Raw genomic sequence first — 16559 nt, 5'->3', positions numbered from 1 at the left:
GATAAATAGAACACTCGTTCAACAAAAAAGAATAAACCCTTACAATATGTAGGTCATTTATTACAGAAAACAACTATTGCAAAGTTTAAACATATGCACCATCGAATTAAATTCTTATGAGAAAATTCAGCAGACAATGTAATGATCAGCAATAATTAGTTTTAAAAAAATAAAAAAGCCATATCTGTTTTACAGATACAGCTTTTAGAATGAATTAAATTGAAAATTATTTCTTACGTGACGCTTTCCACGGAATTACAGACCCGATCATAATAGTAACTGCTATTCCTACAACCATGCCAGTTGCTTTTGTTGTAATAAATGCCAACACCAATAATAATATCGACATAAAAAATAAAGAAAACGCAATCATCTTAAGGCCGAATATATTTTGTCTTTTTATTTGCGCCATTTCTTCTTCATCAATATTGCTTGCGGCATCTTTTTTAGCTGCTTTATAAATCAGGTATTGTTTATAGTCAGAAGATTCTTTTACATTTTTATTAAAGAAAATTTCATAAATCACTAAAAGAATGGCAGGTAATAATACACCTATCAGCATTTCATTGGCACGTGATAATTTATATCCATTGATAAATGGAATTATCATTTTGAACAAAATATTAACTGATAATGAAACCAACGTTATATATATTGTAGCTTTTCCTGTAAGGCGTTTTGAAAACAGCGCCCATATCGGGGGTAATAACAATGGACCGCCTGTAATAGCTCCTACACTCAGTGTAAATTCTACAACGCCACCGATGTAAGGAACTCCCAGCGCAATCAGAATCATAAAAATGCCAAAAAACCAGGAGGACGCACGCGCAACAAACATGAGTTTTTTATCGCTTGCCCCGGGATTTACAGAACCTTTATAAATATCATTCGTAAAGACAGCTGAAACAACATTCAAGGCCGTATTGGCGGAGGCTGAAGTTGAAAAGTACATACCAGTCAGCATAAGTCCGAGAAGCCCTGCCGGAAGTACCTGTTTACAAACCATTATATATGCATTTTCAGCATCAATTCCAGCAAGATCCGGATTCATCACTTTATATACCATTGGTGGCAACATCCATAAAATAGGGCTCAATATGTATAACCCGGCAAACAAGTAGGCAACTTTAGAAGCACTTTTGGAAGTATCTACACTGGTATAACGTTGTACAAATGTCCAGTTACCGCCTATATAAAAAATATGATAAATTGCGAAAGCAAGAATAAATCCCCATGTATATTCACCATTGACGAGATTAAAAAAACCATCCGGAACTTTTTCTACAAAACCTTGTATTCCTCCCACTTCTCCAAATACAAGCGGTAAGATAATAAGCACCGCAGCGGTAAGCACTACAAACTGAAGAATATCTGTTACCATCACAGCCCAGAGTCCTCCAACAGCAGTATAGGAAATCATGAGTATTCCTAAAATAATAGTAACCGGCATTAAAGGGTAATCGAGTGATGCAGAAACCAGCTTTGAAACAGAATATAAAACAGATCCTTTTATAAATAAAGATACTATTGTGAATATGTAGATATAACTTTTCTGAACACTGCTTCCCAATCGTGCTTTTATAAATTCAGCAGCAGTTAGATTACCGGTAGCTTTCCATTTAGGAGCCAGGTACAGGGCAGTAATCAGCGCTCCTATACACATTGTCCATTGTATAGTAACAGATACCCATCCATGCTGATAAGCAATGGCTCCCCAGGCCACAAAAGTACCTGCAGAAAAGAAACTCATGAACAGTGAAAGTCCGCCAATAAACCATGGTACGGCCTCACCTCCTGCAAAAAAAGACTTGAGGTTTCTTCCTGTTTTTGAAAAACTAATCCCCACCAGCAAAATGAAAACAGAAAAAACAAAAACTACAATAGTATCTGTCATAATAGAATAAATTTAATAAATTCTTACTGAGAAAATTGCGGCAGGAACATTTACTGAAGGATGGTCTACCCGAATTTTAATTGATTTTGTTTTAACAGGAGCTGATAAGCTGATTTCACATCTTGTCTGATAGTTATCCTTCAACTGGTATAGTACATTATCCTGTTCATCGAGTATGCTGAATGAACGTATGCAAAAAGGCATTACTGCTTCGGGATGTGTCATCAATACCGATTCCATCGGATGATTAAAATCCGTATCAAACGAAAGCTGAATTTGCTGTACCAGTTGTTCTTCTTTCCAACTGATGGACAGTGCAGGTTGCTGATCATCAGGATCTGCTACCCATACATTTGGTAATACATCCGGACGATCAAATCCATTCTGTATGTTGTCTGCATTAAAGAAACAAACAGGTTCTGAAAAACTGATGGCGATATTATGCCCTTCAGGTCTTCTTTGCGGGCACCAGAATTCAAAAGTTTCCACCCCTGAGTTTTCTGGGGCTACCTGCTTACCGTTATTAGAAACTGCTTTATTCACTCCATTAAATACAGATACAAGCCCTGATACCATTTGCCTTGAATAAGCCAATTCAACAGTCTCATTTTTAAGGAAGGTAACAAAAAGGTATTGGTCTTCTTCAAGCGAAATATCAAAATCTATATTCAGTTCGTGTTCACCAGGAGTGAGTCTGATAGCTTTAGATGAAAGAATCTGTTCAGGAGTAAAATTTCCTTTTTTATGGCTGGCACGAAGCTCCGCAATGAGCGTTGTTTGATCACCTGTTTTTATTAACGTATTAATTACCGGTATTTTTCCTTTATGAAACGGTACAATCTGCGCGGCTGATATAGACAGATTTTTCCATATAAGGTCTTTACGACTAAAGCCCTTAAATTCCAGAGAAGAAGAAGCTTTTACGGCTGCTTTCGCAGATAAATCTTTTTCATCCTTCAAACCAATACCAGGTATATAATGCCCTGTTTTCACCAACTCAATCTGAAGCTCCCTCATGTGCGCATTTTTAAGTAAAGCAGCCGGCATTAGATTGTACTTACGACAAACAACCGCTGCCATAGCTACTGACTGTCCAACGTAAGCACTTGTGGCCATCACACGTGTTGCTCCGAATGCTACATGCGAAACACTGATAATTCGTCCGGTGAGAAATAGATTTTTTATATTTCTGCTGTATAAACTACGATAGGGAATCTGGAAAAGTCCGGTACTATGCCATTGGTTACAGGGTTGTCGTTCACTGAAAACACCATCTGCGGGATGCAGGTCGATTGCCCATCCACCGAATGCAACGGCATCTTCATGCAAACGCTGTTCTATAATGTCAGCCTGCGTTAACATATAGTCACCTTCGAATCTTCTGCTTTCTCTTTTTCCCGGAATTGTTCCCACCCATTCAAGTGTCAGCGTATCTGCTTCCGGAAATTTTCCTGAATTTTTAATATAATCCCATACACCATAAATGACTTTCCATAATTCCCATTTAATTTTTTCCGTATCATGTACAGTATCTAATCTTCCTCCATATTCAACCCACCACAATTTACAACCATGCTCCTTCGCATTAAAGCTTTTAAAGCGTGGAACTTCCTTCGTAACATCCAGTGCAAAAGCAGGTGGTGTAAAACGAACAGGTTTACCTGTATCTTTAGTATAGAAATATAACGAATGTCCTAATAGCTCTCCATAACCTGCATCAGGAGCCATTAGCTCTCCGAACTCTTCTTTGTCTTCCGCTCCCATTCTAAACGCAGCACCGGAAAGAAAACCTACAATGCCATCACCGGAAGCATCGCAATACAATGGAGCCTCCAGTTGATACTGAATAGAATTCTGACTACAGAATGCAGTAACATATTCAATAGTATCTTCAACTTTCTTAGTTACTTCATACACAGCCGTATTTAATAATAAAGTAATATTCTTTTCAGCTGAAACTTTCTCCAGTAAAATCATATCCAGTATAACAGGATTACCTTCCGGATTACGATAAGTATTTTCTACGAGTATTTCATCTATTACGCCACCTTCTCTGCTCCACCGGTTATTATTTCCCATATGTGCGGTAGCACCTAATATCCAGAGTCTGACTTCGCTGGAAGCATTACCTCCTAAAACAGGACGATCCTGTACAAGTATTACCTGAATACCCTGCCTCGCAGCAGTAATTGCCGTACACACACCAGACATTCCGCCTCCGACTATTACTAAATCAGATTGCAGATGTTCTTTTTTTAAGCTTCTTTCAGCAACATGCCCACTAATTATCATTATGATTACTTTTTATTAATATTCTTTTTATTGTCCCAAAAAATATGTGTTGGTTTGCACTTTTTTTCCTTCTTTATCTTTTAGTTCTAATGAAAAACTAACCAGGAGATGATTGTTTATATCCACTGTAAACTCGAATGGATATTCCTTTTTCACTATTGATTTTTCTTCACCATTTTGATATTTATAGCATAACTTTACTTCACGCCATTGATTATCGTCGTCTTCCAGATATACAAACAATCTCCTTCCCAATTCGCCCAGCTTAAAGAGGAATGCTTTCGTATTGCCTTCTTTTATCTCAGTAAAATCTTTACTTGTATCTTGTTTTACTGATAAAATTTTTTGTTGAAAAGGCGACAGTATTTTAACAGGCGAAATAGCAATAGCCGTTAACCCGTTTGCAGGAACTTCTACAGAAATAACGCCGTTACCTTGCCATTTAGCCTTGCCGGCAGCATTTAATAATTTAACATGGGTATTTTCACCTGCCTTTACCCATTCGGTATTAATTTTTACTGAAGACATTACTTTTTCTGTCGATTGATTTGAAAGGGCTATATATAAAGTATCTGATGACCTTGCTGACAAATAATTCAACTCTATGTTATCAATTGAAAGCAATCTTTCGGGCATCCATAATTGTACATTTTCTCTTCCGTAAAAACTTCCTTTTGATGCTCCGTAAAACTTGTTCTGCAAATAGGCATATCCTTCAATATATTCATTTGGAAAACTGATACTGCCGTTACTTTTTACAAAAACATCCGAAACTATATAATCCAGCAACATAGACGCCATAGGAAGAATATGGTTATAGTGAAATGAATTCACACTTTGCCTGGTATGTTCTCTTAAAGGAAAATCTTCCTTTTCATAGGCGGTGGTACGTTCTGTATTGATGTGATAACCAGGAAAAGTAGTATACCGTCCAACCAGTGCTGCTTTAGCCAGATGAATAAGAAAACTATCCTTCGCGTAAAAGCCTACTCTTAACATCCAGGGAGAAAAATTTGCCATAAAAATACCTCGGTGTCCGGTAGATGTTCCGGAAGACTCAGCCGTTAAACCGATTTCAGAGAGTCTCCATGCCGGTACTTTTTCTTCGGGATAATACATTTGTTCATGGCCTTTTTGTTTTAGATACCAGTACATTGGCGCTTTGCCGTCTTTATTGACAGTAACCATACTGTCTGGTATAGCAGGAACCATCCATGTAAACAATGCATAATGACGTGCTCCATCCCGGGCAGCATCGAGATATTGGGTTTCGCCGGTTATTTCATAAAGTTCAAGTAATTCAGCCCAATGATTGGTAAAGGTTGGCCAAAAGAAATGGGATCCATACAATGGATCATCTCCAAACTTCTGAGCGCGCTTTAAAACACGTGTTTCGAGGTATTTATCTGCCAGCTTCTTACTCAATGAAAGATAATTGGTATCATTCGTCATTCTGTATAAAAACATTGCATTGATCCAGTTATAACCTTTTTCATTATCATCCAGATTTCTTACTCTGGTATTTTTAAATTCTTTCTGTGCCAGTTCTTTGTAAAAGGCATTCTGTTTACCAAAAATATTATACAGGGCAGCTAACTCTGATAAAGGAGCAATCGGCCCTCTGAGCTTTCTTGAAGGGGATTGTATTTTCTGATTACTATCAAGACTAAATAAAAACTTTTCTCTTGACAACATAAATTCCATTAAAGGATAAGCTCTTTTTTCAAACATTTCCTGATCGTCACGTACAATAGCCAGCTCTAAAGGATTTAAACTTGATACATTTTTAACAGCTCCTGGAACATCGGTCGAATAAGCAAACCCTTTCAGACTGTCAACAAACCATGCGTAAGAAGTTTTTGAATAATTAACTATATTATCCAAAACAGTATTCATTGATGCAATTGAATTTTTACGGTAGTTACTAAAACCGAATATATTCTTTGCAATTTTTTCATAAGTTCCGGTTAAACTCTCCGGTTCAACAATCATGTTATATGAAAAAACGAACTGTTCTCCTTTATCCATGAAAGAGTTGTATCCTCCCATCATGGGTGCAAAAATCTGCGGTTGAAGTTTTCCAGACGGATTTAACAGTAATACACCAAACTGGCTATTATCCATTAGCGGCAGGGGTTGAAATGGCAGATGTTCCGGAGCTGCCAATACACCAATTGTATTGTATCCATCATTTACTAAAGTGGCAGGTAATGTTGCCATGTAAGATGGTGTGAGATATGGTTTTTCAGGAATTCTTTTTTCGGTCCAGATCAAAGGTTGCCAGCTCTCTTCAAACTCATCAACAGCAATAGCAGGAGCACCTATATAACCAATACTATAATATCCCTTTACAAGTGTATTGAGGTAAAAAGTGATACGAGGATAGTAATCAGTTTTAAAAGATATCACCGCTTTAAAGGTAAAACCGTCATTTCCGGAATATAAAACTTCCACACTATCCTCAGCAACATTCACAGTTTCAGGAGTGATGAAAGTCTGGCTTCCTGAATTATAAATACTTACAGTTCTTAATTCAACTTTACTGCGCAATATTTTATCATCAAAGCCATCCCCTGCAACAGAAGCCTTCACATCAGCCTGTTCATAGTCTGCCAGTAATGAATCTTTGACTTTCCAGGTAGGTATATTGTAAGACACCTTTTTTAAGCCGGAAGGTTTCAATGCAATATGAGGATTTTCACTATTATACAATATCAAAAACTCAAGAGAAAATGTGTAAGATTTTCCATTACGGTTAATCTGAATGTTCTTACGATCATCAGACAATTTAACCTGTGAGTACATGTCAGCGTATGACAATATCAATATCAATAAAGTAATCAACCTCATATAAAGCTATTTTTTTACTTTAATATTTTTCTTCAACCGGATATCCTGAGAAGAAGTGCCGATAAGAATTTCATACGCTCCGGCATCAAAATCAAAATCCTTTAACTCGATTTTGTAATATTTAAAGGCATCAGCATCAAGCGTGAATACAACTTCCTTCTGTTGACCTTTTTGAATAAATACTTTGGCGAACTTTTTAAGCTCTTTAACAGGTCTTACCACTTGAGCATTCAAAGGCTTTACATATAACTGAGCCACTTCATGAGCATCATAGTTACCTGTATTTTTTATTGTAAAACGCATTTCATAAAGTGGCTTTCCGGCAGTGCCGATATTTTTCACTTTTAATTTACTATAGCTGAATGTTGTATAGGAAAGTCCGAACCCAAATGGGAACTGAGGTTTAACGCTACTCGTATCATAATATCTGTAGCCCATGAACAAGCCTTCTTTGTACGCTACACGTTTGCTACCTGCAGAATCATAGTAGTAGGGATAAGCGGGATTATCTTCCCATTTTCTTTCAAAGGAAACTGGTAACTTACCGGACGGCGTTACTTTTCCGAAAATCAGATCCGCCACAGCAGTTCCGCCTTCCTGCCCTGAATACCAGATATGCATCAAAGCAGGTATCTGATTCAACCATGGAGTCATATCAACATTTCCTCCTGCGTTTAACAGTACAATAGTGTTGGGATTTGCTTTTACGATGCATTGTATGAGGCTATCCTGATATTCGGGCAGTTCAAAAGGCCTGTCGTTACTTTCTCTTTCACTACTTTCATTGAAGCCGATATTCACGATAGCCACATCCGCGTTTTTAGCAATATTGATCGCTTCATCAAATAATAACTTATCTTCTCTCCATCCGAAAGCAATATCAACAGGATGTGCTCCTGCGAAGTACTCCAATGTTACCGGATATTCTACTCCGGCTTTCAGAGGAAGTACCACTTCACGGGTAGTAATTCCCTGATTACGCCACTCATTAATGACCATAGCTGTATCAACTTTGAGACGGAAACCATCGAAACCTTTTACAATAAACCGGTAATTTGTTGTTTTCTCAGGACGGATCACACCTGTCCATCGCATAGAACAGTGATCATAGGGAATACCTTTATTCTCTGCAGCTATATGCCAACCGTTTCCTATATAAACAATACTGTCAATCTTTTCTATTTCAGGATTACCTCTCAACTGGGTATTGGGAAAATAAGATGCTTTCAACCCTTTTACATTACTCCCTTTTTCCGTATAAAAAACAGCGTTAAAAACAGTTTCATTCAGTGTCGGAACTCCGGGAGCATAATTTACCTGAACATTGCTGCTATGATCTTTAATTCCCTGCAAAACAGACACTGAACTAAAAGGGAATGTATACGAACTACCTCCTCCTGAAATATAATTATTCGCATTCGGCCCGATTACAGCGATGGATTTAATTTTCGTCTGATCTAATGGTAACAGATTTTTCTCATTTTTCAACAGTACGATACCGGCACGCGCCAGTTCCAACGCTGCTTTTGCTCCCTGAGGATTATCGAGCGGAACTGAACTATCGTATTGTGGATTATCAAAAAATCCGAATCTGAAAATGATTCGCAGTATTCTGAGAACTTTATCATCTATCACCGATTCTTTCACTAATCCTGACTCAATAGCAGGTATCAGGTTTTTTCGGTTCATGTGTTTAGGAGTAGGCATTTCAAGATCTAGTCCGCCATTAGCTGCTGCAACGGCATCATATGTTGAAGACCAATCGCTCATCAGGAAACCATCAAATTTCCATTGCTGTTTCAGCACTACATTGTTCAAATAATTGTTCTGAGTAGCATGTTCACCGTTAATCGGATTATAACTATTCATCACCGATCCGGCCCCGGCTTCTTGTATTGCAGCTTTATAGGCAGGAAGATAAATTTCGTGAAGGGTTCTTTCGTCAATATCACTGCTCACATTATTTCTGTCCCACTCCTGATTATTGGCAGCGTAGTGTTTTACCGTTGCCACCACCTTCTGATCCTGCAAACCTTTTACGTAGGCTACTGTAATTCTGGAATTCAGGAAAGGGTCTTCGGTAAAGTATTCAAAATTTCTTCCACCCAAAGGGCTTCTGATAATATTTACGCCGGGAGCCAGCAGCACATGTACACTTCTTGCTCTTGAATCTCGTCCTAATTGTTTACCCAGTTCATAAACAAGACTGGTATCCCAGGTAGCAGCAGATAACACACTTGCAGGATAAGCTACCGCTTTACCATCTTTGTGTGTGCCTACCGGGCCATCAGTAAGTTTGATTTCAGGTAATCCCAAACGCTCTATGCCACGGATATAAAATTGATTATACCCTGCGATGTAATCAATTTTTTCTTCCAATGTCATTTTAGACAACAGATCACGCGCACGCGTTTCCCCATCAACATTTTTATCCTTATATACCTGAGAAAAACAGGTAACAGCCGGTAAAGCAAATACAAAAACGAAAAATAATTTCTTTATCATGAATAATGTTTAGGGGGTTATTGATTGATATATGCACCTATTACCTGTTTCCATACCTCGTAACCTTCTTCGGTAAGATGCAAATTGTCGGGGCGGTAATAAGCAGGAACCAGTTTTCCACTTACCAGCATAGGGTTGTATACATCTATGTATCCCGCGTTTTTTTGTTCTGATATGAATTGCTCCAGCAATTCATTTGTTTTAAGCAATTTAACTATATGTTTTTCTCTTGCCGGCGAAGGCTTAATAGAAATCACATAGATCGTGGCATCAGGTTTTTTTGATCTTATATAGTAGAATAATTCCTTGAACACTTTAGTTATACTATCAGCTGACCAACCCAGAGCAATATCATTATCACCTTCATAAATAAATATTTTCGCCGGGTTATATGGATCAATCAGACGCTCTTTATAATTGAAAAGATCAATCATTTTTGTACCGGACACCCCTCTGTTAATAGCTTTTTTTTCAGCGAAATCATGCTCTAATGCTTTCCAGTTTTCAATGGTAGAGCTACCGAGGAATAAAATATTTCCGGAATGCGGAGGTTTGATGGAATCCTGTTTCCGATATTTCTCCAGCTTCTGTTCCCATTTCTGCTGTTGGGTCAGATTTTGAGCGACATTATTCTTAGCAATGAGCAGTAATAACATCGTAATAAAAATGATATTTATTTTGAAGTAGTTCATTAGCTTCTTTTTAAAACGTTACCTCTGATTAGTATTTTACCTATATAAACAACAGTTCTGTCATACTTTTCGGGATTAGCATTGATATCTTTTGCATTAACAGGAGTAAGTATAGTTTCTTTATCCGATTTTTTATCAGAGATCTTAACAGTTACTTCATGTTTTCCATATTCCAGTTCAATGAGGTCATGTTGGCCACGATACCGGTTATTGCAATAAATATTAAACCTGTTAAGAGTAGATTCTTCGTTGTTATTGCCATTAATGTAATAGGTAATTTCCGGGGTATTCATCTTTTTCAGGTGAACGGGCTTTCCATCAACGATAAATTCAAGCTGGCCAACCTCAGGGCCACCAATATCGAAGAAACCAAACATATCGCCTTCAAAACTGAAAGAAAATGATGCGCCTGGTATTTCAGCAAATGCCACCTGATCGAACCAGTTAGAAAATCGCTGTAAAAAACCTTTACTTTTAGTATCAATTAGTTTCCAGTTTTCATCAAACGCAGCCAGTTCATCAGGGCGGATCATTTTTACATTTTCCCACTTATCTGTTAATAGCGGAGCGCTTAAATTGTGACAAGTGGGAATAGTTTCCTGAGAAGAATTTTTATTAAGTGCCCTTGCGATAGCAGCCGCATACAAGTTACCACCTGCTTCAATCGGATGTATACCATCCGTTGAAAATAATATTTTCCCTTTTTGTTCTTTATCTCCTTTCCATATCAGTTTTCCTTCTTTTTCCATTGCAGCAGCCTCCATCCCAAGATGAACTGAAGGTAGCCGGTAGTGTTCAGCCAGTTTTTCCAGTCGAAGTATATTTTCCGGAATTTTGTTTTCCTGATAAATTTTCGTTTGTCCGTTAAGAATCGTATAAATGAGACAGATATCCGTTGATGCATCTGCCTTTATTATCTGTCTGATAATTCCTTCCATTCCTTCAGCATAAGCCCTGTTTACCGCAAACTCAATAAATATCAGATCCGGTTTATATTGCAGTACCTGTTCCTGTAAACGAAATGCTCCAAGGTCGGTTCCTGTGCCAGATACACCCGCATTTACCCAGCTGAATTTCACATCAGGGTATTTATCCTGTATATATTTTGCTGTTTGTAAGCGGTAACATTTTTCACCCTGAGTAATACTTCCACCAATAAAAGCAACAGTAACTGGTTGCTTCTTTTTCACCTTATCAAAAAAGTTGGGCATACCATTTCTTACTGTTGTTTCACGATCATCATTGAAATCACCAGGTTTTATCGCAGTAATATCCTTTTTCTTCAGATCGAAAATCAGTGGTGTTGCTCCACCCTGCGAAGCAGCTATTTTATCATTATCACCTGCAGACTGTGCCAAGGCAGAAGCACTAAGGCCACAACAGAACGATAAAGTTTTTATAATTACTCTATACCACATAATGCTTGAATTTTAGTCTCCTGATATCGAAATATTTTTTGTCTGTATTTTGCTTCCCTGTTTTAATTCCAGTTTCAATTCTACTTTTTCGTCTGTTTTAATTTTATAGAAACTCCATTCAAACGGATAAGCTGTAATCTTTTCAGCTTTACCATTAAAAGTGATCTTTACTTCAGCGCCTTCGATGGGAGCAGTTTCGGCAAAACCATAGATTGAATCCCATCCAAACGGAGAACGGATTCTGAATACAAACACTTTTCCCCATGGAGCCCCCATATCAAAAACATACATTCCTTTTTTCAGAGGTGAAGCTGCAGTAAAGTTGTTTTTATTTTTAAGCGGTATACGAACTGCACGAAAACCTTTTGCAGGTATTTTCAGGGTAGATTTACCACCAACAATTTTAATAGTAGTTTTATTATTATTCGCATCAAAAATAACAGCTGTACCATCTGAAGTGGCTCCGGTTTCAGCAGACCAGTGTATTTCTACATCTTCATCCGTTTCTGATTCTCCGGATAATAATATCCAGAAGTTATTTTCAGAAACTGCTGTTACATAATTCACTGAAGGGTTAGCAGAAGTAACCAATCCTTTTTTCATCCATAGTTTAACATGCTCATCTCCAAAAACTTTCCCATACCCGCCACCATAAATCCGGTTGGCGAACCATACAAAACCTTCCTGAATACTATAAGGGAATTCAATATTTCCACCGGAACGCTGAATAGCTTCAGTAATCAGAAAGTCAAGCGTAAAAGCCAGGTGTGGCGGAATATGATGATAATAAACAGAACTAACATCAGGACCTTTATAAGGGAAATCTTTTTTCAGTGTTATATCCGTAAATCCTGTTGCATAATAACCCGGATAATTTGAAAATCGGCCGATGACCGCATTACGCGCGTATATTTCAAAAATTTTATTTCCGGAGTGTTGATACAATCTGAGTAAATGCGGGGCCCAGCTACTCATAAAAACAGGACGAACATTTTTCGATGCATCTGTCAGGAAATATGTTGACGGTTGTTCAAATCCCAAACCAACAGGTGACACTTCCCATGCAGGTATATTCTTCTCCGGAGCATCTCCGTTTTTACGCGGAAAACCCAATCGGTAAGGTTTATCGCCTTTCCACCAGATATGTGTATTTCCTTCAAAGTTATTACCCGGATGAATTAACTGCTGTTCGTCTTTTACATAAGGAAATGATCGTATACCCGATATAGTGAAATGACTTGCGTATTCCGCAGCTTTCAGGTATTTATTATTTTTAGTGATCTCATATAAATCTGTCAGATGCCACCAGGGTGCGTAAAAAGACGCATTATAAAAAGGTGTATGACTTAACGGAACTGTAGAATTATTATAAATCTGTGCATCTATATATTTACCAGCGCCTTCCTCGGCCAATTTCAGCCATTTATTGTTTCCTGTTAATCGATAAGCGGCGGCGGCCTGTACCCATGGTATAAAAGCTGTAGAGTATCCTGCCGCTTTACGAAGGCTATCACCGGGAAGCGCAATTTCTTTTAACCAGGGATTCAAGTTATTTAACAAACGGTTAAGCCCCTCATAATACGATGTGGTAAACTGTGAGCGGAGTGGATTTAATTCCAATGTTTTCCTGGAGTTATTATAACCGGTTGGCACCACATCAATCGCCCATCTGTAACCGCTTCTTGACAAAGTATATTCAATGGTTGGAAGCGCTCTGCTAAGATATTGCGATTCACTTCCGGCAAGTAATGGCAATGCTATATTTGCCAGTGGTGTTGCATTCACAACAGTAGGTGCAGTTTCAGGGTTACCTTCTATATCATAAAAACCTTTCAGACGGGAATCCCACCCACCGGATTCTTCATTATCAATCAGATCAGATATATTAAAAATTGTTTCCGTCAGCGATTCTTCCTTCTGCCTGCGATAATCTTTTACCTGATATACAGAATCGGAGATGTACGACAACGCTCTGGTCCAGGAGTCATTAACAATACCTATTATAAATTCCCGGTCAATTAGTTCACCGGCGTCATATTTTGAATCTGCCATTCCTAATACCGGAGCAAAGGCAACCGGTTGTACCAGATTATTTTCATTCTTCATAGAAAATCCTATTGGAGAATATTTTGAACTTCCCCAATCCTGGCTAAAAGTTGCAGTGTCAGCCGTTACAAACAATGACCATTTTTTGTCATTTACATTTGTTTCCACAATACTTAAAGGTTGCGGCATGATAGCCGATACCAGCATTTGCGGGTTTTCAGGAATCCTCTTATACTGAAACATTGGTGGCATCAATACATTACTTACCTGATGTTCCATAAAAGGATGAAAAGCAGCAACACCGATACTGTAATACCCGGCTTCAGCTGTCTGACATACTAAACGGAGTTTCAGATGAGTTCCATTATCTGCCAGGCTCCAGAAACCGGTAATGAGAGATTTATTACGTGTTATGTATTGGACCTGAATAGTTTCATTATCGAGCTGCTGTACATTGTAAGGTATCGCTTCACTGAAATTACCTGCAAGAAAAGGATTAAGATCAGCACCATCAGTGGTAACAGTATATTTCTTTTCATCAAATTCAAAATAACTGTTACCTCCAGAATTATTCCATGCAGGGTAGAATTTCTGATAATTGACTTTACTGAGAGATGTATTTAAAAGAAACACTTTATGATCTTCCTGTTCACCCGGCAACGACACCCATTCGTTTCCTGACTTAATTTCAGTACGCGAAACAATTGCGTTTTGCCTGTCAGTTAATTGTAAGAATTTTAAACGTATCTGCCCTTTTTCAAGTGAAGCTATTGTTTTTGCATTCGTTGTAACAGGCAGGTAAATACTGCTATTAAGATTATTCTCAGACATTACTGATAAGACAGCAGGATTTTTTCTCCATTTACCTATTTCTATCAAAGCAAGATCATTCGGATTTATTTTATTGTCTTTCAACAAAAGGATAGCGTCACATCTTCCGAAATTGAAATTATGTAAACGAAGTAATACCTCTTTTTTTTCTAAAGGAATTTCAGCTACTTTTTCCCAATAGAACCCTGGTTTGCCGTGCTTTCCCGCTCGTTCACACAATACACCGTTCACTGACAATTGCATTTGTCGGGTAGAAGGTCGATCTTCGTAGTCTGGAGTACGCATCCAAACGGCGTAAGTTCCGGCCTCCCATATTTTCACAGAAGTAAAAGCATCGGTAGATTCATCCTTTTTTCCACCGGTAGCTCTTAATAAAGTTCCTCCGAGGCTGTTCCTGTCTTTTTCTTCAAACCATTCTCCTTTGAATTGAAACTTTTCTGCTTCAATAAGATATTTATCCTGTTGCGAAAACCCATCATAACTGATGAATACAAAAGCAACAAGAAACAACAGGCTTGAAATCTTACCTGATCTTTTACAAGAATAATTTCTATTTTCCGGAGAATGGTTCATATAAAACAACTTATTGTACAATAATATTTTCTGTAAATGCATTGGCTACAACATCTGACTGAAGCATAGGCCTTCCTGCCACCGTACAGTTAATAAAAGTTATATCTGATATTTTATGTATCGGATCATATCCTTCAAACTCTGCTTTTGTAGCAAAACTGTTGCAGTTTATAAACTGAATATTAGAGATGAAGCCTGGTTGATAAACAGGATTAGAGTTATGTGTTTGCTTAATATAGGCTAGTACAAATTTTGTATTTGAAGGCTCTTCATCGTATATATTTTCAAAAACCAGATTATGAACATCTGCCCAATCTGAATGTGGTATTGCTACAGGATAAATTCCTTTACTGGTTTTAGCTATATCAATATTCTTAAACTGAAGATTTTTCACTTCTGTAGCTTCCAGCGAAGAACCAATTCTTATTCCGCAGCCTGCCGTTTGCCATACCAGGCAGTTTTCTGCGTAGGAACTATCGAGAGGGTTTTGCCCATAAGCAATCGCATTTGTTGCATGCCATCCGAAAGCATCATCGCCTGAACCAACGAAACAATTTTTAAAACTTATATTCTTACACCCTGTTCCTATATCAAGTCCGTCGTTATTCTGACCAAAACTCATCAGATTAATATAATCAACCTGAATATTTGAAGAGTTAACAAAATCAGTTTGCCATCCCAGTGCTCCATGTCTGATACCAATTCCTTTAATTTCAACATTACTACTGTTGTATATTTTCAGGAAGTGACCTACCACCGGATTAAGCCGGTCATCAATCATCCCTCTTCCGAATATTTTGACATTCGTTTTATTCGATATAATCACCTTTCCATTCAACACGGCACCTTCTTCAAGGTAATAAGTAGTATTCGATTGTAAATGAAATTCACCATTTGCCGGAGTATGAACACCACTATCGAAAACGACTGCGCCGGTTTTATAGGAAGTCAGATCCGGTGCGGAGAAGAGAAACAATGGTTCACGATCAGGAAATGTGATTGCAAAATTGTAATACTCTGACGGCAATGTAAATGTAATTTCATTTCCCACCTGAGAAGTAGATATTCCCAGTCTTTGAGGAGAAAGTGTATAAGAAGAAAAAGAACTATCTGTTATAATTTTTATCTGTGCGCCCGGTTGATAAGTAAATAAAGAAGAATGTGTTACTCTGGTTCCGCCATTAGCTATATAATCGTAACAGATTTCTTTTGAAACCCTCACTGGAATATCATTGATGAACACCTGATATTTCTGGCTTACGGAAACCGGAGAATCAGGTAAATTTATTACAGGCTCATCAGCTGCTGCAAAACTATTTTTTAAGTTCAGCAAGTCATCAGCCTGCATATCTGCAAATGGTTTGTTACAGGCAACAAACAAAATAATAGCGGTAAAAAAAATTACCAACCGGTTTAATAACCCGGAGTAAAAGGTTCGTTTCATAGAGCATTTATTTT

At 37.9% G+C, this 16559-nt stretch carries 8 protein-coding genes; all 8 read right to left on the bottom strand.

Annotation, left to right across the window (positions count from 1 at the left end; genetic code table 11):
* Positions 1 to 226: 226 nt before the first annotated feature.
* Genes D9O48_RS02585 through D9O48_RS02550 form a run of 8 tightly spaced genes read right to left on the bottom strand, consistent with a single transcriptional unit; the run spans position 227 to position 16545 of the window.
* Positions 227 to 1894 (bottom strand): sodium:solute symporter family protein, encoded by a 1668-nt coding sequence (locus D9O48_RS02585; RefSeq protein WP_126970276.1) that lies wholly within the window; start codon positions 1892 to 1894, stop codon positions 227 to 229.
* A 12-nt stretch (positions 1895 to 1906) separates the two neighbouring features.
* A complete protein-coding gene (locus D9O48_RS02580) occupies positions 1907 to 4186 on the bottom strand; it encodes an FAD-dependent oxidoreductase (protein WP_126970274.1) in 2280 nt (759 codons plus the stop codon).
* 27 nt (positions 4187 to 4213) lie between these two features.
* Positions 4214 to 7036, bottom strand: a complete 2823-nt coding sequence (locus D9O48_RS02575) for a glycoside hydrolase family protein (RefSeq protein WP_199750479.1) — start codon at positions 7034 to 7036, stop codon at positions 4214 to 4216.
* A 6-nt stretch (positions 7037 to 7042) separates the two neighbouring features.
* The gene (locus tag D9O48_RS02570) at positions 7043 to 9541 is read right to left on the bottom strand and encodes a beta-glucosidase (RefSeq protein ID WP_126970272.1); all 2499 of its coding nucleotides are present in this window, start codon (positions 9539 to 9541) and stop codon (positions 7043 to 7045) included.
* A 17-nt stretch (positions 9542 to 9558) separates the two neighbouring features.
* Positions 9559 to 10233, bottom strand: coding sequence for a GDSL-type esterase/lipase family protein (locus D9O48_RS02565; protein ID WP_126970270.1), 675 nt, complete (start codon positions 10231 to 10233; stop codon positions 9559 to 9561).
* Positions 10233 to 11651, bottom strand: a complete 1419-nt coding sequence (locus D9O48_RS02560; protein ID WP_126970268.1) for an SGNH/GDSL hydrolase family protein — start codon at positions 11649 to 11651, stop codon at positions 10233 to 10235. Before D9O48_RS02560 ends, D9O48_RS02565 begins: the two co-directional genes overlap by 1 nt.
* A 12-nt stretch (positions 11652 to 11663) precedes the next feature.
* Entirely contained in the window at positions 11664 to 15101 is a 3438-nt protein-coding gene (locus tag D9O48_RS02555; protein ID WP_126970266.1) for a hypothetical protein, read from the bottom strand.
* Positions 15102 to 15111: 10 nt separating this feature from the next.
* The gene (locus D9O48_RS02550) at positions 15112 to 16545 is read right to left on the bottom strand and encodes a glycosyl hydrolase family 28 protein (RefSeq protein WP_126970264.1); all 1434 of its coding nucleotides are present in this window, start codon (positions 16543 to 16545) and stop codon (positions 15112 to 15114) included.
* Positions 16546 to 16559 lie beyond the last annotated feature (14 nt).

Source organism: Gynurincola endophyticus (assembly GCF_003991195.1).
GTDB lineage: Bacteria > Bacteroidota > Bacteroidia > Chitinophagales > Chitinophagaceae > Gynurincola > Gynurincola endophyticus.
Note: the sequence above shows the minus strand (reverse complement) of the source record. Positions and strands in the feature narration are given on the sequence as shown.

What these genes read in the sequence shown, in the direction of transcription:
- D9O48_RS02555 (WP_126970266.1), bottom strand. Translation starts at nt 15,101, where the DNA reads ATGAACCATTCTCCGGAAAATAGAAATTATTCTTGTAAAAGATCAGGT.
- D9O48_RS02570 (WP_126970272.1), bottom strand. Translation starts at nt 9,541, where the DNA reads ATGATAAAGAAATTATTTTTCGTTTTTGTATTTGCTTTACCGGCTGTT.
- D9O48_RS02565 (WP_126970270.1), bottom strand. Translation starts at nt 10,233, where the DNA reads ATGAACTACTTCAAAATAAATATCATTTTTATTACGATGTTATTACTG.
- D9O48_RS02585 (WP_126970276.1), bottom strand. Translation starts at nt 1,894, where the DNA reads ATGACAGATACTATTGTAGTTTTTGTTTTTTCTGTTTTCATTTTGCTG.
- D9O48_RS02560 (WP_126970268.1), bottom strand. Translation starts at nt 11,651, where the DNA reads ATGTGGTATAGAGTAATTATAAAAACTTTATCGTTCTGTTGTGGCCTT.
- D9O48_RS02580 (WP_126970274.1), bottom strand. Translation starts at nt 4,186, where the DNA reads ATGATAATTAGTGGGCATGTTGCTGAAAGAAGCTTAAAAAAAGAACAT.
- D9O48_RS02550 (WP_126970264.1), bottom strand. Translation starts at nt 16,545, where the DNA reads ATGAAACGAACCTTTTACTCCGGGTTATTAAACCGGTTGGTAATTTTT.
- D9O48_RS02575 (WP_199750479.1), bottom strand. Translation starts at nt 7,036, where the DNA reads ATGAGGTTGATTACTTTATTGATATTGATATTGTCATACGCTGACATG.